25 protein-coding genes are annotated in these 18,432 nt (G+C 68.8%); 22 read left to right on the top strand and 3 right to left on the bottom strand.

From position 1 onward, the window contains the following. Positions 1-75: 75 nt before the first annotated feature. The 12 genes from rpsH to P0W64_RS15455 all read left to right on the top strand — a co-directional run bounded on the left by rpsH (position 76) and on the right by P0W64_RS15455 (position 8,075). Positions 76-474, top strand: a complete 399-nt coding sequence (gene rpsH, locus P0W64_RS15510; RefSeq protein WP_275481055.1) for a 30S ribosomal protein S8 — start codon at positions 76-78, stop codon at positions 472-474. An 11-nt stretch (positions 475-485) separates the two neighbouring features. Next, the gene (gene rplF / locus P0W64_RS15505; RefSeq protein WP_275481054.1) at positions 486-1,025 is read left to right on the top strand and encodes a 50S ribosomal protein L6; all 540 of its coding nucleotides are present in this window, start codon (positions 486-488) and stop codon (positions 1,023-1,025) included. Positions 1,026-1,028: 3 nt separating this feature from the next. Continuing rightward, positions 1,029-1,436, top strand: a complete 408-nt coding sequence (rplR, locus tag P0W64_RS15500) for a 50S ribosomal protein L18 (protein WP_275481053.1) — start codon at positions 1,029-1,031, stop codon at positions 1,434-1,436. Between the two features lie 31 nt (positions 1,437-1,467). Next, entirely contained in the window at positions 1,468-2,112 is a 645-nt protein-coding gene (gene rpsE, locus P0W64_RS15495; RefSeq protein ID WP_275481052.1) for a 30S ribosomal protein S5, read from the top strand. Positions 2,113-2,115: 3 nt separating this feature from the next. Then, positions 2,116-2,295 carry a 50S ribosomal protein L30 gene (gene rpmD / locus P0W64_RS15490; protein ID WP_275481051.1) on the top strand — a complete coding sequence of 60 codons (180 nt, stop codon included), beginning with the start codon at positions 2,116-2,118 and terminating at the stop codon, positions 2,293-2,295. A gap of 3 nt (positions 2,296-2,298) precedes the next feature. After that, the gene (rplO, locus tag P0W64_RS15485; protein WP_275481050.1) at positions 2,299-2,751 is read left to right on the top strand and encodes a 50S ribosomal protein L15; all 453 of its coding nucleotides are present in this window, start codon (positions 2,299-2,301) and stop codon (positions 2,749-2,751) included. Between the two features lie 244 nt (positions 2,752-2,995). Next, positions 2,996-4,309, top strand: a complete 1,314-nt coding sequence (secY, locus tag P0W64_RS15480) for a preprotein translocase subunit SecY (RefSeq protein ID WP_275481049.1) — start codon at positions 2,996-2,998, stop codon at positions 4,307-4,309. Further along, positions 4,306-4,851 (top strand): adenylate kinase, encoded by a 546-nt coding sequence (locus P0W64_RS15475; protein ID WP_275481048.1) that lies wholly within the window; start codon positions 4,306-4,308, stop codon positions 4,849-4,851. The genes secY and P0W64_RS15475 overlap by 4 nt, the downstream gene beginning before the upstream one ends. Positions 4,852-4,853: 2 nt before the next feature. Then, the gene (gene map / locus P0W64_RS15470) at positions 4,854-5,648 is read left to right on the top strand and encodes a type I methionyl aminopeptidase (protein ID WP_275481047.1); all 795 of its coding nucleotides are present in this window, start codon (positions 4,854-4,856) and stop codon (positions 5,646-5,648) included. Positions 5,649-5,726: 78 nt separating this feature from the next. Next, a complete protein-coding gene (locus tag P0W64_RS15465; RefSeq protein ID WP_275481046.1) occupies positions 5,727-6,425 on the top strand; it encodes a hypothetical protein in 699 nt (232 codons plus the stop codon). Between the two features lie 103 nt (positions 6,426-6,528). Then, complete coding sequence (locus P0W64_RS15460) at positions 6,529-6,870, top strand: YciI family protein (protein ID WP_275481045.1); 342 nt, start codon at positions 6,529-6,531, stop codon at positions 6,868-6,870. Continuing rightward, on the top strand, positions 6,867-8,075 hold the full coding sequence (locus tag P0W64_RS15455; protein WP_343232871.1) for a DUF6596 domain-containing protein: 1,209 nt from the start codon (positions 6,867-6,869) through the stop codon (positions 8,073-8,075). Before P0W64_RS15460 ends, P0W64_RS15455 begins: the two co-directional genes overlap by 4 nt. Positions 8,076-8,253: 178 nt before the next feature. On the opposite strand, the gene P0W64_RS15450 is transcribed toward P0W64_RS15455, so the two are convergent. Then, positions 8,254-9,576, bottom strand: coding sequence for a bifunctional o-acetylhomoserine/o-acetylserine sulfhydrylase (locus P0W64_RS15450; protein ID WP_275481044.1), 1,323 nt, complete (start codon positions 9,574-9,576; stop codon positions 8,254-8,256). A gap of 105 nt (positions 9,577-9,681) precedes the next feature. Between P0W64_RS15450 and P0W64_RS15445 the strand changes: the two genes are divergently transcribed. Together P0W64_RS15445 and infA are read left to right on the top strand one after the other, a co-directional pair. Beyond that, a complete protein-coding gene (locus P0W64_RS15445; RefSeq protein ID WP_275481043.1) occupies positions 9,682-10,215 on the top strand; it encodes an NUDIX domain-containing protein in 534 nt (177 codons plus the stop codon). A gap of 97 nt (positions 10,216-10,312) precedes the next feature. Then, positions 10,313-10,534 (top strand): translation initiation factor IF-1, encoded by a 222-nt coding sequence (gene infA, locus P0W64_RS15440; RefSeq protein ID WP_005140011.1) that lies wholly within the window; start codon positions 10,313-10,315, stop codon positions 10,532-10,534. Between the two features lie 109 nt (positions 10,535-10,643). Here infA and P0W64_RS15435 read toward each other — a convergent pair whose 3' ends face one another. Beyond that, positions 10,644-11,396: a S1 family peptidase gene (locus tag P0W64_RS15435; RefSeq protein WP_275481042.1), complete on the bottom strand. Its 753-nt coding sequence runs from the start codon at positions 11,394-11,396 to the stop codon at positions 10,644-10,646. Between the two features lie 264 nt (positions 11,397-11,660). On the opposite strand from P0W64_RS15435, the gene rpmJ reads away from it, so the two are divergent. The 6 genes from rpmJ (at position 11,661) to rplQ (ending at position 15,321) form a co-directional block, all read left to right on the top strand. Then, a complete protein-coding gene (rpmJ, locus tag P0W64_RS15430; RefSeq protein WP_275481041.1) occupies positions 11,661-11,774 on the top strand; it encodes a 50S ribosomal protein L36 in 114 nt (37 codons plus the stop codon). Between the two features lie 178 nt (positions 11,775-11,952). After that, entirely contained in the window at positions 11,953-12,324 is a 372-nt protein-coding gene (rpsM, locus tag P0W64_RS15425; protein WP_275481040.1) for a 30S ribosomal protein S13, read from the top strand. Next, positions 12,324-12,737, top strand: coding sequence for a 30S ribosomal protein S11 (gene rpsK / locus P0W64_RS15420; RefSeq protein WP_275481039.1), 414 nt, complete (start codon positions 12,324-12,326; stop codon positions 12,735-12,737). Before rpsM ends, rpsK begins: the two co-directional genes overlap by 1 nt. 21 nt (positions 12,738-12,758) lie before the next feature. Further along, entirely contained in the window at positions 12,759-13,364 is a 606-nt protein-coding gene (gene rpsD / locus P0W64_RS15415; RefSeq protein WP_275481038.1) for a 30S ribosomal protein S4, read from the top strand. Between the two features lie 137 nt (positions 13,365-13,501). Continuing rightward, positions 13,502-14,560 carry a DNA-directed RNA polymerase subunit alpha gene (locus tag P0W64_RS15410; protein ID WP_275481037.1) on the top strand — a complete coding sequence of 353 codons (1,059 nt, stop codon included), beginning with the start codon at positions 13,502-13,504 and terminating at the stop codon, positions 14,558-14,560. 29 nt (positions 14,561-14,589) lie between these two features. Next, a complete protein-coding gene (gene rplQ, locus P0W64_RS15405; RefSeq protein WP_275481036.1) occupies positions 14,590-15,321 on the top strand; it encodes a 50S ribosomal protein L17 in 732 nt (243 codons plus the stop codon). 110 nt (positions 15,322-15,431) lie between these two features. On the opposite strand, the gene P0W64_RS15400 is transcribed toward rplQ, so the two are convergent. After that, positions 15,432-16,628 carry an FAD-dependent monooxygenase gene (locus P0W64_RS15400; RefSeq protein WP_275481035.1) on the bottom strand — a complete coding sequence of 399 codons (1,197 nt, stop codon included), beginning with the start codon at positions 16,626-16,628 and terminating at the stop codon, positions 15,432-15,434. An 87-nt stretch (positions 16,629-16,715) separates the two neighbouring features. Between P0W64_RS15400 and P0W64_RS15395 the strand changes: the two genes are divergently transcribed. Then, on the top strand, positions 16,716-17,597 hold the full coding sequence (locus P0W64_RS15395; protein WP_275481034.1) for a GntR family transcriptional regulator: 882 nt from the start codon (positions 16,716-16,718) through the stop codon (positions 17,595-17,597). Then, positions 17,594-18,427 carry a tRNA pseudouridine(38-40) synthase TruA gene (gene truA, locus P0W64_RS15390; RefSeq protein WP_275481033.1) on the top strand — a complete coding sequence of 278 codons (834 nt, stop codon included), beginning with the start codon at positions 17,594-17,596 and terminating at the stop codon, positions 18,425-18,427. The genes P0W64_RS15395 and truA overlap by 4 nt, the downstream gene beginning before the upstream one ends. Positions 18,428-18,432: the final 5 nt, after the last annotated feature.

The raw sequence follows: 18,432 nt of genomic DNA, 5'->3' as shown, positions 1-18,432 counted from the left end.
TTGCATGGTGAGCGTGGGTACCGGTGTGTGCGGGCTGTATGGGAACCGCTGCGAGAAAGGTAGACGGACGCTGTCATGACCATGACCGATCCGATCGCAGACTTCTTGACCCGTCTGCGCAACGCCAACTCGGCGTACCACGACGAGGTGAAGCTGCCGCACTCGAAGATCAAGGCGAACATCGCCGAGATCCTCAAGTCGGAGGGCTACATCACCGATTACCGCACCGAGGACGCGACCGTGGGCAAGAGCCTCGTCGTGTCGCTGAAGTACGGCCCGAGCCGGGAGCGTTCCATCGCGGGCCTCCGCCGCGTCTCGAAGCCGGGTCTGCGGGTGTACGCGAAGTCCACCAACCTGCCGAAGGTCCTGGGCGGCCTGGGCGTGGCGATCATCTCCACGTCCTCGGGCCTCCTCACCGACCGCCAGGCAGCCAAGCAGGGCGTGGGCGGCGAAGTCCTCGCCTACGTCTGGTAAGGGGGAAAGACATGTCGCGTATTGGCAAGCACCCCGTCGTCGTCCCATCGGGCGTCGACGTGCAGATCGCCGGCCAGGACGTCACCGTCAAGGGGCCCAAGGGCCAGCTGGCGCTGACGATCGCCGAGCCGATCACCATCACGAAGAACGAGGAGGGCGCCGTCGTGGTGGCCCGCCCCGACGACGAGCGCAAGAGCAAGGCCCTGCACGGCCTCTCCCGCACCCTGGTGCAGAACCTCGTCACGGGTGTGACCGAGGGCTACACCAAGAAGATGGAGATCTACGGCGTCGGCTACCGCGTGGCTCTCAAGGGTAGGGACCTCGAGTTCTCCCTGGGCTTCAGCCACCCGGTCCCGATCGAGGCCCCGGAGGGCATCACGTTCGCCGTCGAGAGCCCCACCAAATTCTCGGTGTCCGGCATCGACAAGCAGCAAGTCGGCCAGGTGTCGGCCGTGATCCGCAAGCTCCGTCGTCCCGACCCCTATAAGGGCAAGGGCATCCGCTACGAGGGTGAGCAGATCCGTCGCAAGGTCGGAAAGACGGGTAAGTAAACCATGGCAACTGCACAGACCGAGAACAGCAAGCGCGTTCCCGTCGGCAAGGACGTCTCGACGCGTCGGCGCATCTCCAAGGCGCGCCGCCACTTCCGCCTTCGCAAGAAGGTGGAGGGTACGCCCGTCCGTCCGCGCCTCGTGGTGAAGCGCAGCAGCCGGCACATCCACGTCCAGCTCGTGGACGATTCGAAGGGCCACACGCTGGCCTCCGCGTCGACCATCGAGGCGGACGTCAAGGCCGCCGGTGGCGACAAGACCGCACAGAGCAAGAAGGTCGGCGAGCTCATCGCTGCCCGCGCCAAGGCAGCGGGCATCGAGGCCGTCGTCTTCGACCGTGGTGGCAACAAGTACCACGGCCGGATCGCGGCCCTCGCGGACGCGGCTCGCGAAGGCGGGCTGAAGTTCTGATGATCAAGTCCACTCAAGGAAAGGCAGCCTGATGCCCGGACGTCAGCGTCGTGACGGCGGCAACGGCCCCGCCGGTAACAACGGTCCCGAGAACAACGAGCGCCGCGGCGGCGGCCGCGGTGGCCGCGACCGCGACCAGCGCGGTGGCCGCGAGGCCGAGAAGAGCAACTACATCGAGCGCGTCGTCACCATCAACCGCGTCTCCAAGGTCGTGAAGGGCGGTCGTCGCTTCAGCTTCACCGCCCTGGTGATCGTGGGCGACGGCCAGGGCATGGTCGGCGTCGGCTACGGCAAGGCCAAGGAAGTTCCCGCGGCCATCCAGAAGGGTGTCGAGGAGGCCCGGAAGAACTTCTTCCGCGTGCCGCTCATCGGCAGCACCATCACGCACCCCATCCAGGGTGAGGCCGCCGCAGGCGTCGTCCTGCTGCGCCCGGCCAGCCCCGGTACCGGTGTGATCGCCGGCGGTGCGGTGCGCCCCGTGCTCGAGGCTGCGGGCGTCCACGACGTCATCGCCAAGAGCCTCGGCAGCGACAACGCGATCAACGTGGTGCACGCGACCGTCGCCGCCCTCAAGGGCCTGCAGCGTCCGGAGGAGGTCGCGGCCCGCCGCGGCCTGCCCATCGAGGACGTGGCCCCGGCCGGCATGCTCCGCGCCCGCGCGGGACAGGGAGCGTAGGACATGGCACAGCTCAAGGTCACCCAGGTGCGCGGAACCATCGGCACCAAGAAGAATCAGCGTGAGAGCCTGCGGACCCTGGGTCTGCGGGGCATCCGGAAGACGGTGGTCCGCGAGGACAACCCCGTCAACCGGGGCCTCATCAAGGTCGTCTCGCACCTCGTGGAAGTGGAGGAGGTGTAACCAATGGCTATCAAGCTGCACGATCTGCGCCCCGCGAAGGGCGCTAAGACCGAGAAGACCCGAGTCGGTCGCGGTGAGGGCTCGAAGGGCAAGACCGCGGGCCGCGGTACCAAGGGCACCAAGGCGCGCAAGAACGTCCCCGTGACGTTCGAGGGCGGACAGATGCCCCTGCACATGCGGCTGCCGAAGCTCAAGGGCTTCAAGAACCGCAACCGTGTCGAGTACCAGGTCGTCAACGTGGGCGACATCGCCCGGCTGTTCCCCGAGGGGGGCACGATCGGCGTCGACGATCTCGTCAAGGCCGGCGCGGTCCGCAAGAACCGTCTCGTGAAGGTCCTCGGCGACGGCGACATCAGCGTCGCGGTCACCGTGACGGCCGACAAGGTGTCCGGCTCCGCCAAGGAGAAGATCTCCGCGGCCGGCGGCTCGGTCACCGAGCAGTCCGTCAAGGCCTGATATCGCGTCGCAGCGTGAGCCGCGGCGGGCCCCGCGCCCGCCGCGGCTTCGCCGCATGTGGGGTCGCTCGTAGCGGCCTCGCCTCGGGCGGCGCGCGTCACCTGCCGGTTGGCTGGGCGACGACGCTCCGTGAGCAGCCGCTTCGTCGTCGGCTGTTAGAGTTCAGACGTTTGCAAGAGACCAAGCAACTTCGGGTCGCGTAGGCCTGTAGCTACAGACCACTGGACCCGTCGCAGGAGGATGTGTGCTTTCCGCCCTAGTCCCGATCTTCCGAACGCCCGATCTGAGGCGGAAGATCCTCGTAGTTCTGGGCCTCCTCGTGCTGTATCGGCTCGGCGCCACGATCCCGTCTCCCGGGGTCGACTACAAAGCCGTCAGTCAGTGCCTGGATCAGTTGAGTAAGGGCTCCAACGCCGACATCTACTCGCTGATCAACATGTTCTCCGGCGGCGCGTTGCTGCAGCTGTCGGTGTTCGCGATCGGGATCATGCCCTACATCACGGCATCGATCATCATCCAGTTGCTGAACGTCGTGATCCCGCGGTTCGAGACCCTCAGCAAGGAGGGGCAGGCCGGGCAGGCCAAGATCACGCAGTACACGCGCTACCTGACGGTGGCCCTCGCGCTGCTGCAGGCCACCGCCATCGTGGCCCTGGCCGCACGCGGCCAGCTGCTGCAGGGTTGCCAGCAGGAGATCCTCGCGAGCAAGTCGATCTTCCAGCTGGTGGTCATCGTGCTGGTCATGACGGCGGGCGCCATCCTGGTCATGTGGATGGGCGAGCTGATCACCGAGCGCGGCGTCGGCAACGGCATGTCGCTGCTCATCTTCTCCGGTATCGCCGCGCGTCTCCCGGCCGAGGGTAAGAACATCCTCGACAGCAGCGGCAGCCTCGTGTTCACAGCGGTCATCATCGCCGTGCTCGTGCTGATCGCCGCGGTCGTGTTCATCGAGCAGGGCCAGCGCCGTATCCCGGTGCAGTACGCCAAGCGCATGGTCGGCCGCCGCATGTATGGCGGATCCTCGACCTACCTGCCGATCAAGGTCAACACCGCCGGCGTCATCCCGGTGATCTTCGCGTCCTCGTTGCTGTACCTCCCGCAGCTGGTCATTCAGCTGATGTCCGGTGGCGGCGAACTGTCCGGTTGGCAGCAGTGGATCCAGACCCGCCTCGTGGACCCGAAGAACTGGGTGCACATCGTGGTGTACTTCGGCCTGATCGTGTTCTTCACGTACTTCTACGTGGCGATCACCTTCAAACCGGAGGAGCGCGCCGACGAGATGAAGAAGTTCGGCGGATTCATCCCGGGGATCCGGCCGGGTCAGCCGACCGCCGACTACCTGAACTACGTTCTGCAGCGGATCACCTTCCCGGGCTCCCTGTACCTGGGCATCATCGCGATCCTCCCGAACATCTTCCTATCGGGCGCCAACTTCAGCGGCATCGCCGCCACGTTCGGCGGTACGTCGATTCTCATCCTCGTCGGCGTCGGCCTCGATACCGTTAAGCAGATCGAGAGCCAACTGATGCAACGCAACTACGAAGGGTTCCTGAAGTGAGACTGGTGATTCTTGGCCCACCCGGAGCGGGGAAGGGTACGCAGGCGGAGCGCCTGTCCGAGAAGTACGGCATCCCCCACATCTCCACGGGTGACCTCTTCCGGGCCAACATCAGCGCCGGCACGCCGCTAGGCGTCGAGGCCAAGAAGTACATGGACGCGGGCGACCTGGTGCCCTCGTCGGTCACCGTCGACATGGTGCGCTCACGGCTGAAGGAACCCGACGCGGTGAACGGCTTCATCCTCGACGGCTTCCCGCGGTCGACGGAGCAGGGCGACGCGCTCGCGCAGATCCTCGACGACCGCTCGGAGAAGCTGGACGCGGTCGTGTCGTTCGACGTGCCCGAGGACGCCGTCGTGGAGCGCATGCTGGCCCGCGGCCGGGCCGACGACACCGAGGACGTCATCCGGAACCGGATGCACGTCTACGAGCGCGAGACGGCGCCACTGCTCGACTACTACGGCGAATCCGTGATCCACGTGGACGCCGTCGGCGACGTCGACGTGGTGTTCAAGCGCGTCGTCGACGAACTCGGCGACTGACCTTGGTCCGGTTTCGCCCGAAGAAGACGGTTCCGTTCCGCAGCGCGGGTGAACTCGACGCCATGACCGCCGCGGGCGCGGTGGTCGGCTCGGCGCTGGTCGCCGTGCGCGACGCGGCTCGGGTGGGGGTCACCACGCTCGAACTCGACGAGGTGGCGGAGGCCGTCATCCGGGACGCGGGGGCAGTGCCGTCGTTCAAGGGTTACCACGGCTTCCCCGGATCGATCTGTGCGTCCGTCAACGAGGTCGTCGTGCACGGCATCCCGGATCGGCAGACCGTGCTGCGAGAGGGCGACCTGGTCTCGATCGACTGCGGAGCCATCCTGGACGGCTGGCACGGCGACTCGGCCTGGTCGTTCGGTGTCGGCGAGCTGTCGGCGGCCGACTCGGACCTGTCCGAGGCCACGCGCCTCGCGATGGATGCCGGCATCGCGGCGATGCTCGACGGCGGCCACCTCACGGACGTCTCGCATGCCATCGAGACCGAGACCCGGGCCGCGTCTGCGCGCATGGGCCGCGAGTTCGCCATCGTCGACGGTTACGGCGGGCACGGCATCGGGCGCGAGATGCACCTGGACCCGTTCCTGCCGAACGAGGGCAAGCCCGGGCGCGGGCCGTCCCTCGTCGTCGGCTCGACCCTGGCGATCGAGCCGATGCTGACGCTCGGTACGGCCGACACGACGGTGCTCGACGACGACTGGACCGTCGTGACCGACGACGGTTCGCGCGCCGCGCACTGGGAACACACCGTCGCGGTGACCGCCGACGGCCCACGCATCCTCACCCCGCGCCCCTAGGGGCCTGCGCTTCGGAGCCCGCCCGCCTTTCTTCGAGGCCGGCGGGCTCGCTGCGGATTAGGTGGCATTCTGGAGTGTGTGGACCAACTCCTCCAACACATCGGCTCCTACTGGTGGTTGATCTTCGTCTTCGGCGGGTCGATCGGCGGCGCGGTGCGCGGTGTCACCGCGTGGAACGAACGGCGAGCGAACCGGCGGCTGGAGCGGTTCCGGATCAAGCAGGAGACCAAGGCCGCGCTCGCCCGAGCCGAGGGACTGGGCCGGGTGGATCGCGCAGCGCTGAACCGGGAGTTGCACCGCGCATCCGCGCAGCACGACTCCGTCGACGAGCGCTGGTTCGGCTACGAGACCGACCTGTCGACGATCCTCGACTACCCGATGATGATCGATATGCGGGAGCCGCTCACCGTCGACTTCCATAAGGCGAAGCGGCGCGCGGACCTGCTCCGCCCCGACTCGGCGGACGTAGAGACGTCGGCGGCGCCGACCGTCGAGGAGTACCGCGACGCCGTGCACGCCTACGCCGCGGCGTTCGATGTCGCCGAGCAGGAGGCGCGCCGCCGTCGACGAGGCGACTTCGATCCGATGGAGCAGGAGCGGCTTTCGCGGGCGCAGCGCCTGCTCGCTGTCGCGATGGACTCGGGGGCCACGCCCGCCGAACGCCAGCAGGCGTACGGGCGCGCGCGGAAGGAACTCGACGGTCTGATCGATCTGCCGAGGCCCGCCACCATAGCGCTCGAACGCCAGGTGCAGGCCGCACTGAATCGGGCCGAGTGAAGCGCTGGGGATTATCTCGTAGGTGATGTCGCAGAAGGGTGTGGCCCGTGCGTGGTAACTGTGACGGCGGAACACACCGCCGTTCTTCGACGAAGGAGTCATCATGACCCAGTACCTGTTCACCGTCCACGGCAGCACCGACGACGAGGTGCCCTCACCCGAGATCATGGAGCGCATGTTCGCCCAGGTGGACGCGTTCAACAAGAAGGTCACCGAGCAGGGGCGCTGGGTGTTCGGCGGTGGCCTGCTTCCTGCGGACACGGCGGCAGTGGTGGACGCGGCGAAGAACTCGACCACCGACGGCCCGTACCTCGAAGGCAAGGAGCACATCGGAGGCTTCTGGGTTCTCACGGCGGCCGATCTCGACGAGGCGCTTGCGCTGGCTCGCGAGGCGTCGACGGCGTGCGAGGGCCCGGTCGAGGTGCGGCCCTTCCAGGCGGAGTGATCGCAGCACCGGCGGAGGCGGTCGAGGCCGTGTTCCGCGAGGAGTATCACCGCATCGTCGCGGCGCTCGCCCGCCGGTTCGGCAGTCTCGACGTCGCAGAGGAGGCCGCCGCGGAGGCGCTCGTGAAGGCGCTCGCGGTCTGGCCGGAGACCGGCACGCCGCCGAACCCTGCGGGATGGCTCACCACGACCGCGCACCGAGGCGCGATCGACCGACGGCGACGGGCGAAGCGGGGCGCCGAGCTACACGCCGAGGCGGCCGCGGCGTGTTCCGAGCCCGACGGTGAGCCGCCCCCCGTCGTGGCGGACGACCAGCTCAGGCTCGTCTTCACCTGCTGCCATCCGGCACTCGCGCCGGACGCGCGGGTAGCGCTGAGCCTGCGGCTCCTGGGCGGTCTCACGGTCGCGGAGATCGCGTCCGCGTACCTGGTACCGGAGCGCACCATGGCACAGCGGATCACGCGGGCCAAGCGGAAGATCACGCAGGCTCGCATCCCGTATCGCGTGCCGGACGTGGACGAGCTCCCGGACAGGGTCGCGGATGTCGCAGGCGTGGTCTACCTGGTTTTCAACGCCGGGTACCTGGCCGCGGGCGACCGGGCGGTGCGCGTCGACCTGTGCGAGCAGGCGATCCGGTTGGGGCGCCTGTTGGTCGCGTTGTTGCCGGACGAGCCCGAGCTGCGCGGGCTGCTGGCACTCATGCTGCTGACGCATGCAAGGCGGGCGGCGCGGGTGTCGAGCGGTGAGGTGGTGCCGCTACCGCAGCAGGACCGGACGCTGTGGGACGCGGGGCAGATCGCGGAGGGGCATGCGCTGGTCCGGGTGCTGCTCGCCGAGAATCGGCCGGGCCGTTACCAGATCGAGGCGGCGATAGGCGCGGTGCATACCGACGCTGCGTGCGCCGAGGACACCGGCTGGGACCAGGTGCTGGAGCTGTACGACCAGCTGTGGCTGGTGCACCCGACTCCGGTTGTCGCGTTGAATCGTGCGGTCGCGGTCGCGGAGCTGCGCGGCCCGGAGGCAGCGCTGGCGATCGTCGACGGGATCGAACTGACCGGCTACGAGGTGTACCACGCGGTGCGCGGCGAGTTGCTCTTCCGCCTCGGCGACAGCGCGGCCGCCGACGAGTTCGCGCGCGCGGCCGCGCTGGCCCGCAACCCCGCCGAGCGCGCTTACCTGGCGCGCCGGGCGGCGCGGGAGCGGTGACAGTACCTGGAGCGGTGACAGTACCTACAGCACCACGCGCTGGAGGATGACCGCCCAGAACGCGCGTGAGGCGCCGTCGGGTGCGGGCCGGCGATCAGGTGCCGGCGACCGCGGAGTCGCCGGGCGGAGTGGCGCCGCCGGTGCGGGCGGCGCCACTCGGCGCGAGCGTGCGCTCATGTCAGCTCGCGGCGCCCGCGGTCGCGCCCGCCTTGGCGGCGGCCTCGAAGCCGAGCCTCAGGTCGGCGATGATGTCGTCGATGTGCTCGATGCCTACCGCGAGGCGCACCAGGCCGGGCGTGACGCCCGATTCGAGCTGCTCCTGCTCGGACAGCTGCTGATGCGTGGTCGACGCCGGGTGGATGACCAGCGAGCGCACGTCCCCGATATTGGCGACGTGGCTGTGCAGCTGGAGGGCGTCGACAAAGGCCTTGCCTGCGGGGACGCCTCCAGCGAGCTCGAAGCTGACGATCGCGCCCGTGCCCTTCGGTAGCAACTGCTGCGCGCGGCCGTTGAACGGCGACGACGCCAGACCGGGGTAGTAGACCTCGGTGACGCCGTCGGTGGCCTGCACGAATTCGGCGACCTTGGCGGCGTTCTCGACATGCCGCTCGACCCGAAGGCTCAGGGTCTCGAGGCCCTGGGCGATGAGGAACGCGTTGAACGGCGCGACCGCGGGCCCGAGGTCGCGCAGCAACTGCACGCGTGCCTTGAGCGCGTATGCGGGCGGGCCCAGCTCGGCGAACACGACGCCGTGGTACGAGGGATCGGGGGTCGTGAAGTTCGCGTGGCGCCCCTGGGTCCAGTCGAAGGTGCCGCCGTCGACGATGACGCCCGCGATCGCCGAGCCGTGCCCGCCGAGGTACTTGGTCGCGGAGTGGACCACGATGTCCGCACCGTGTTCGAGCGGCCGCAGCAGGTACGGCGTCGCCACGGTGTTGTCGACGATGAGCGGGATGCCGGCCTCGTGCGCGACGCCGGAGATCCCTTCGAGGTCGAGGATGTGGCCGCGTGGGTTGGCGATGGTCTCACCGAAGAATGCGCGGGTGTTGGGGCGGATCGCGGCGCGCCACTGCTCGAGGTCGTCGGGGTCGTCGACGAACGTGATCTCCACGCCGAGCTTGGCGAACGTGTAGTGCAGCAGGTTGTACGTGCCGCCGTACAGGTAGGGGCTGGAGACGACGTGGTCTCCAGCCTCCGCGACGTTCAGCAGTGCGAGCGTGGTCGCCGACTGGCCGGATGCGAGGAGCAGCGCGGCTACACCGCCCTCGAGCGCTGCGATCCGCTGCTCGACCGCGTCCTGCGTGGGGTTCATGATGCGGGTGTAGATGTTGCCCGGCTCGGCGAGGCCGAACAGGGCCGCCGCGTGGTCGGTGCTGTCGAAGGTGTACGAGGTGGTCTGGTATATCGGCAGTGCGCGCGCGTTGGTCGCAGCGTCGGGCGCTTGGCCCGCGTGGACCTGCGTCGTCTCGAAGTGCCAGGTGGGACCGTCCGGATTCGTCATGGCCGACATGAAACCTCGAGTAGCGGGCGTTGGGAAGGGTTTGCGTCAATACGACTCCCGGCCGGGCGTGCCGTGTCGTGACGCCGTCTGTGGTGTCATCGAGGGGTGGCGGACGACGAGGTGGTGGCGCTGTTCGACTCCGGCGGCGCGGTGTGCGGCTCGGCCCGGCGGGTGCGAGTGCGCGCGGAGAACCTGCGGCACGGGGCGACGGGTGTCCTCGTGTACCACCCTTCCGGCCGGGTCTACGTGCACCGCCGTACCGCGACCAAGGACGTCTACCCGGGGCTGCGCGACTTCTGTTGCGGGGGAGTGCTGCTCGCGGGCGAGGAGCCCGACGACGGTGCCGCGCGCGAGGCGTTCGAGGAGCTGGGCGTGCACGGGGTACCGTTGCGTCGCCTCGGCGTCCGGCAGTACGAGGACCCCACGACCAGGTTCGTGTGCTTCCAGTACGAGTGTGTCTATGGCGGCGACATCGTGTGGCAGCCGGAGGAGGTCGAGTCGGGTGGGTGGATGACCGTCGACGGCCTGGTGGAGGCGATCCGTGCCGACCCGTCCGACTTCGTACCCGATTCGGTGGAGATGGCGCTGGGCCTGGTCACGGCTCGTGCTGCTTTTGGCGAGGACCCTCCCGACGCGTAAGATCGGCCAACGGTACGGCAGCAGTTGATGCCGCCCCTGCGCAGCAGGGAATGTGGTCCCGCGCCGGGCGGGGCCGACGAGAAGAATCGTGGAGGGTATGGCCAAGAAGGACGGAGCCATCGAGGTCGAGGGCCGGGTCGTCGAGCCGTTGCCGAACGCCATGTTCCGCATCGAGCTGGAGAACGGTCACAAGGTGCTCGCGCACATCAGTGGAAAGATGCGCCAGCACTACATCCGAATCCTGCCGGAGGATCGCGTCGTGGTCGAACTCTCGCCCTACGATCTGACCCGCGGCCGGATCGTCTACCGCTACAAGTAGGCGGACCGCTCGCAAGAGCACCGAGGGCCACCCCGCACGGGGTGGCCCTATTCGTGGTGTCTGGGCCTGTGCGGCGCACCCGTGGACCGGGTAGCCGCCCAGGCCGGGATCAGCTCGCCAGCGTGAGGCCTCCGGCCTGGCCGAACACGAAGCCGAGGTCGATGAACTCGGAGTACTCCTTGCCGCGGCTGGTGTCCGGCTTATCCGCGGTGCTCGCGATGCCGACCGCCGCACCGTCGGACTTGCGGACGAACGGTCCGCCGCTGTCGCCCGGGCGCAGGATGACGTCGGTCAGGACGCGGTGGCCGGACACGGCCACGACCTTCCCGCAGCGCCATCCGGTGGTGATGCCCTGATGGCAGACCTGGTCGCCGACGGCGGCCTTGGCCACCTTCGTCGGATGCACGGGTCCGAGGGAACTGCTCAGCGGAACACCCTTGACGAAGTCGATGGTCGCCCAGTCGGGGATGTTGGGGTTGCCGGCCATGAGACGGCCGTCGGCGCCCTTCTTCGTGGGCGGGTTGGTAGAGCGCGAGACCTTGCCGACGACGACCAGCTGCGCCTGCCCGGAGAGGTCCTTCACGGCCACCTGCTGGCCGGCCTTACCGCAGTGCCCCGCGGTGACGCCGACCTTCTGGCCGCCCGGCTTCGTCGCTACGAAGCCCAGCGTGCACTGGTTGACGTTGGCGCTGTGCGGGCCGAGCTTCTGGGCGACGACGGCGATCTCGGCCCCGGGGCCGACGGAGACCTTGGCGGCCGAGGCCGGGGCGGCGACGGTGCTCACGGCCGCCGCCGTGACGCCGATGGTGACCGCGCCGAGAACCGCGGCGCGTCGCGTCGTGTTCTTCAGATGAGAAGGCATGAACGACCCTGTCTGTCGTGGTGGCTCCGGCGCCGGTGCGGCGTCTCGTTGTTAACACGAACGAGAATACTGTGTGTCTCGACTGAGGAACCTAGCATCCCCGGAAGTCGTGCGCGACTGGTCGACGGGCGTGGATTTGGGTATACGACGGCGCGCGCGTAGACTGGATCGTCGCGTGCGTGCGCGGGTTCTCCCGTGTCCGCATCGTAGCCCCGTAGGCCCGCCCGGGTCGACGGGAAAACCGAACAGATCGATTGGACTGACGTGAAGGTCAACCCCAGCGTCAAGCCGATCTGCGAGAAGTGCAAGGTGATCCGCCGCAACGGCCGGGTCATGGTGATCTGCTCCAACCTGCGCCACAAGCAGCGTCAGGGGTAGCAACCACTTCGAGCGGACTCCGCTTGGACTGACAGAAGACCTCTCCGCCTCAGCGAGGGCATACGGCCCTCGCCCACCCTCGGCACGGAGGCCGGGGCCTCGGCCGGTGTGAAAGCACCGGGCCCACCGAGGACGGACGGGGAGAACACCTCCGCATAGAAGAAGGAAACCGCCTGATATGGCACGCCTCATGGGTGTCGATCTCCCGCGTGAGAAGCGTATGGAGATCGCGCTGACCTACATCTACGGCATCGGCCGTACCCGCTCACACGAGATTCTGGACGCAACCGGCGTCAGCCCGGACCTGCGCAGCAAGGACCTGAGTGACGAGGATCTGACCAAGCTCCGCGACTACATCGAGTCGACCGAGTTCAAGGTCGAGGGCGACCTGCGCCGTGAGGTGCAGGCCGACATCCGTCGCAAGATCGAGATCCAGTGCTACCAGGGCATCCGCCACCGCCGTGGCCTGCCCGTGCGTGGCCAGCGCACCAAGACCAACGCTCGCACCCGTAAGGGTCCGAAGAAGACCATCGCCGGAAAGAAGAAGTAATGCCTCCGAAGTCCCGCGCCGCGACCGGTGCGAAGAAGGGCGCCTCGCGGCGTCGCGAGAAGAAGAACGTCCCGCACGGCAACGCACACATCAAGAGCACGTTCAACAACACGATCGTGTCCATCACCGATCCCAACGGCAACGTGATCTCCTGGGCCTCCTCGGGGCACGTCGGTTTCAAGGGCTCGCGCAAGTCGACCCCGTTCGCCGCCCAGCTGGCCGCCGAGAGTGCCGCCCGCAAGGCGCAGGAGCACGGCGTCAAGAAGGTCGACGTCTTCGTCAAGGGCCCGGGCTCGGGCCGCGAGACCGCGATCCGCTCGCTGCAGGCCGCCGGCCTGGAGGTCGGCACGATCTCCGACGTCACGCCGCAGCCGCACAACGGCTGCCGTCCGCCCAAGCGGCGTCGGGTCTAGGGAAGGTAGGAGAGAAGAACAATGGCTCGTTATACCGGCCCTGTAACCCGTAAGTCCCGTCGTCTGCGCGTCGACCTCGTCGGCGGAGATCAGGCGTTCGAGCGTCGCCCCTACCCGCCCGGCCAGCACGGCCGCGCGCGGATCAAGGAGAGCGAGTACCTGCTCCAGCTGCAGGAGAAGCAGAAGGCGCGCTTCCTGTACGGCGTCATGGAGAAGCAGTTCTCCCGCTACTACCAGGAGGCCAACCGTGCCACCGGTAAGACCGGCGACGCGCTGCTGCAGATCCTTGAGACCCGGCTCGACAACGTCGTGTACCGCGCCGGCCTGGCGCGCACGCGCCGTCAGGCTCGCCAGCTGGTGACGCACGGTCACTTCCTGGTCAACGGCGTGCGCGTCGACGTGCCGTCGTACCGCGTCTCGCAGTACGACATCATCGACGTCCGCCCGAAGTCGCTGGGCACCACACCGTTCCAGATCGCCAAGGAGCTCGTCGGCGATCGTCCGGTCCCGGGCTGGCTCCAGGTCGTGCCCTCGACCCTGCGGATCCTGGTGCACCGCGTCCCGGAGCGGGAACAGATCGACGTCCCATTCCAGGAGCAGCTCATCGTCGAGTACTACTCGAAGTAAGGGAGCGGAGCGTCCGCGCGGACGGCAGGGCCCAGCCCTACCAGCGCGCGGGCGCGACCTCCAGCCCGCCGACAGCACCGTCGACGGCCTCGTTGGGCGTCATATAGCGGACGCCCCGACACGAAGGAAGTTCACAAATGCTCATCTCGCAGCGACCCACCCTGAGCGAAGAGGTCATCTCCGAGGCGCGTTCGAAGTTCGTCATCGAGCCACTGGAGCCCGGTTTCGGGTACACCCTCGGCAACTCGCTCCGGCGCACGCTGCTGTCGTCGATCCCCGGCGCGGCCGTCACCAGCATCCGCATCGACGGTGTGCTGCACGAGTTCACCACCGTTCCCGGTGTGAAGGAGGATGTCACCGACATCATCCTGAACCTCAAGGGCCTGGTCGTGTCGTCGGAGGACGACGAGCCGGTCACGATGTACGTGCGGAAGCAGGGCCCGGGCACCGTCACCGCGGGGGACATCGTCCCGCCGGCGTCGGTCACCGTGCACAACCCCGACATGCACATCGCGACGCTGAACGACAAGGGCAAGCTCGAGATCGAGCTGGTCGTCGAGCGTGGCCGCGGCTACGTGCCGGCCGTGCAGAACAAGGCGACGGGGGCCGAGATCGGCCGCATCCCCGTCGACTCGATCTACTCGCCGGTGCTCAAGGTGACCTACAAGGTCGAGGCCACCCGCGTCGAGCAGCGCACCGACTTCGACCGCCTGGTCCTGGACGTCGAGACCAAGAACTCGATGACTGCGCGCGACGCGCTGGCATCGGCGGGCAAGACGCTGGTCGAGCTGTTCGGGCTCGCCCGGGAGCTCAACGTCGAGGCCGAGGGAATCGAGATCGGGCCGTCGCCGGCCGAGGCCGACCACATCGCGTCGTTCTCGCTGCCGATCGAGGACCTCGATCTGACGGTGCGTTCGTACAACTGCCTCAAGCGCGAGGGTGTGCACACCGTGGGCGAGCTGGTGGCCCGCACCGAGTCGGATCTGCTCGACATCCGCAACTTCGGGCAGAAGTCCATCGACGAGGTCAAGGTCAAGCTGCACTCGCTCGGCCTGGCGCTCAAGGACAGCCCGGCGTCGTTCGATCCGTCGCAGGTCGACGGGTACGACCCGGCCACGGGCACCTGGAGCGATGAGCCTTCGTTCTCGAACGAGGACGGCGGCGACCAGGACTATGCCGAGACCGAGCAGCTCTAAAGCCAACTTTTCACCACAGGGAGTAAACAATGCCTAGGCCCGTCAAGGGCGCCCGTATGGGCGGCTCGGCCTCGCACCAGAAGCACATCCTGGCGAACCTCGCCACTGCGCTTTTCGAGCACGGCCGCATCCAGACCACCGAGTCTCGCGCCAAGCGACTCCGCCCCTACGCGGAGAAGCTGATCAGCCACGCCAAGCACGGCAAGCTGGCCAACCGTCGCGAGGTCCTCAAGGACATCCGCGACAAGGACGTCGTGCACGTCCTGTTCGAGGAGATCGCGCCCAAGATGGCCGATCGCAGCGGCGGCTACACCCGGATCATCAAGACCGAGAACCGCAAGGGCGACAACGCGCCCATGGCGGTCATCGAGCTGGTGACCGAGCAGCTCGCGTCGACCGAGGGCGCTCGCGCCGCTCGCGTCGCCGCGTCGCAGCAGGCCGCCAAGTCCGCGGCCGCCAAGTCCGCGGCCGTCGAGGCCGAGGACGCCGTCGCGGACGCCGCGGCTCCGGCCGACGCGAAGACCGACGAGGTCGCTTCGGATCTCCCCGCCGGTGCGCACGCGCCGCTCGAGGACCCGAACGAGGCGCCCGAGGGCTTCCCGATCAAGGGCAACGCCGATTCGAAGCTGTACCACAAGCCGGGTACCCGGTTCTTCGATTCGACGGTGGCCGAGATCTGGTTCGCGACCGACGCCGACGCCGAGGCGGCCGGCTACTCGCTGCCGAAGTCGCAGCAGCCTAAGGCCGACGAGGCCGAGTAGCACGACCGGGCCCGGCCCGCAGCGCAGGAGCACGCAGCGAAGGCCCGTCACCCGCCGGGGTGACGGGCCTTCGGCGTGTCCGCTCCCGCCCGAATCGCGGTCGCCGGAGTTCAGGCGTACGACGGTAGGTCGATCCCGTCGGCCTTCTCGAACTGCGAGGCGAAGATCTGCTTGGCGGGGAAGTGGTTCATGGTGCGGTAGCTCAGCTCGCCCAGCGCGAGACCGATTCGGCTCTTGGGTGCGTAGCCGGATACCCCGGAGGGCGGCAGCGCCTGAGTCCTCGCGACGAACGGCCGCATCACCGCGTCGTAACGCTGTAGCGCGGTCGCGACGTCGCCGGCGGCCCCGCCGAGCTCGCCGGCGAGGACGTACGCACCCACCAGCGCCAGTGTGGTCCCGAGCCCGGTGAGCGGCGTGGGACAGTAGCCTGCGTCGCCCACGAGTGCCACCCTGCCACGCGTCCAGCCGTCCAGCCTGACCTGCGCGAGGTCGTTGTAAGCCCAGTCGTCGGCTTTACGCATCGCGGTCAGCAGCTGGGGCGTGATCCACCCGAGGTCGCCGAACGTCTCCTCGAACAGCCGGTACTGCTCCTCGCGGCTGCGGCGGGTGGCGTCGCTCCCGCGTATCGACAGCCCGGCCTTCACTCCGGCGCCGGTGCGTGACGGACGGGCCGAGACCACCCGGCCGCCGAGCGCGTTGTGCATCAGGTACCAGCCGTCCAGGTCCTCGTCGACGTCGGCCGTGAACCACGCGTATCGCAGGCCGATCGGTCGGAGCGTCTCCGAGTCCGGGCCGAACGCCGCCCGCCGCACCGCCGAGGTGAGGCCGTCGGCGCCGATCACCAGGTCGAACGTGTCGTCCGCGGCGCTGAAGAACTCGACGTCGGCGCCGCCGTCGCGCTGGCGGATCGCGGTCACCGTGTCGTCCCACAGGTACCGGACGTCGGGTGCCTCGTCGTGCAGGGCGTCGACGAGTACCTCCGCCAGATCGCCGCGCAGGATCTCGTGCGTCGAGACGATGCCGTTCCCGCCGAACGCTTCGACGGGGATCGCGGCGCCGCGCCTACCGCGTGCATCCACCTTGGCGATGCCGCGCTGATCCAGGAGCCTCGCGTCGGTCGCGGCGGTCAGTCCCATGCGCTCGACGACGGTGCGCCCCGCACCGCGCAGGTCCACGGTCTGCCCGCCGCCGCGGAGCGACGACGCGCGCTCGACGATCGTGACGTCGTGCCCCTGCCGCGCGAGTAGGAGTGCGGCGGCGGGGCCGGCGATCGATGCGCCGCTGATGAGGATTCGTAGCTGAGTCATGGTGCGAACGTACAACGTATCGAGTGCATCAGGCTACAGTGTTCACGTGGATAGAACCAAGAAGTGCACTAGTGCACCGGGTGCGTCGTGAATCGCGCGGAGGAGATCGCGGCAGTACTGCGTGACCGCATCGCGTCGGGGCGGCTCCGTCCGGGCGATCGGGCGCCGTCGACGCGGGCGATCGTGCGGGACCACGGTGTCGCGATGGGCACCGCCACCCGGGTGCTCGCGCTCCTCCAGGCGGACGGGCTCATCGAGTCCGCCCCCGGACGCTGCAGCATCGTGTCGGCGCCGGACCGGCCACGGCCGGCCGACCTCACGGCCGGCGACGTCGTGGCCAGGGCGATCGCCATCGCCGACGCCGAATCGCTGCAGGCGGTGTCCGTGCGCCGGCTGGCCACCGCCCTCGAGATCCCCACGATGGCGGTGTACCGCTACGTCCGCAGCACCGGGGAGCTGCAGAGCGCGATGCTCGACGCCGTATACGGTGAGCTAGACCTGCCCGCACGATCCGGGCACTGGCGCACCGATATCGAGCTCGCGCTGCGCGCTCTGTGGACGGCGATGCTCACGCACCCGTGGTTGGCCGGCGCGCTGTCGATGACTCGGCCCGACGTGCTGCCGAACGCCATGCCGATGTCGGAGCGCCTGGTCGGCGCACTGATGGGCGCAGGCCTTGCGGAGGGTGCGGCGTTCACCGAGTACCTGTGCCTGATCACGATGGTCCGGGGGCTGGGCGCAACCATCGAACCCGAGCTGGCGGATCGCGCCGAGACCGGTGTCACGGAGGACGAGTGGATGGATACCCGCCTCGAGGAGCTGAAGGCGGCGGCACCGCCGGAGAGGTTCCCGGCGATGGCTGCGATCATGCGCACTCCGTATCCGTACGACGTCGGCGTGCTCTACGAGAACGCGGTCACTCGGTACCTGGACGGGCTGGCGGCGTCGGTATCATCGCTGCGGCCATGACTCGCTACCGCCTCGACATCGCCTACGACGGCACCGACTTCTCGGGCTGGGCGCGCCAGCCCGGGCGCCGCACCGTGTGCGGCGTACTCGAGCGGGACCTCGGGACGATCCTGCGGACCGAGGCGACGCTCACCGTCGCCGGGCGCACCGACGCGGGCGTGCACGCGAGCGGGCAGGTCGCGCACGTCGACGTCCCGGACGATGTCGTAGTGCCGGACGGGATCGTGCGCCGCCTCGCGCGGCTGCTGCCAGGCGACGTGCGCGTCACCGCGATGACGCCCGCGCCACAGGCCTTCGACGCCCGGTTCTCCGCCCTGCGCCGCCACTACGTCTACCGCCTCGCCGACGCCGAATACGGTGCCCCGCCCGTGCGCGCACGCGACACCGCGGCGTGGCGGCGGCCGATCGACCTCGGTGGGATGCGCGAGGCCGCGGACGCACTGCTCGGCCTGCACGATTTCGCCGCGTTCTGCCGGCGCCGCGACGGCGCGACCACTGTGCGTGAGCTGCAGCGTTTCGCTTGGTCGGCCGAGCCCGACGGCGTCGGGGGGCGCGTGCTCGTCGCCGAGGTGTCCGCCGACGCCTTCTGCTGGTCGATGGTCCGTTCCCTGGTGGGAGCGGTCGCCGCCGTCGGGGAGGGGCGTCGGACCGCCGAATGGTGCGCAGGCCTGCTGGCCGAGCGGGAGCGGTCGAGCGCGATCAACGTCGCACCCGCGTGCGGGCTCACGCTCGTGCGCGTCGACTATCCGGCCGACGGCGAGTTCGCCGCGCGCAACCTCGTCACGCGCGAGCGGCGGGGTCTCCCCGGCGCGGGGTGCTGTGGAGGCTGAGGTGT

Source organism: Tsukamurella sp. 8F (assembly GCF_029167375.1).
In the GTDB taxonomy this organism is placed as follows: domain Bacteria; phylum Actinomycetota; class Actinomycetes; order Mycobacteriales; family Mycobacteriaceae; genus Tsukamurella.
The sequence above is the reverse complement of the archived record's forward strand: the minus strand, read 5'-3'. Positions and strand labels throughout refer to the sequence as shown.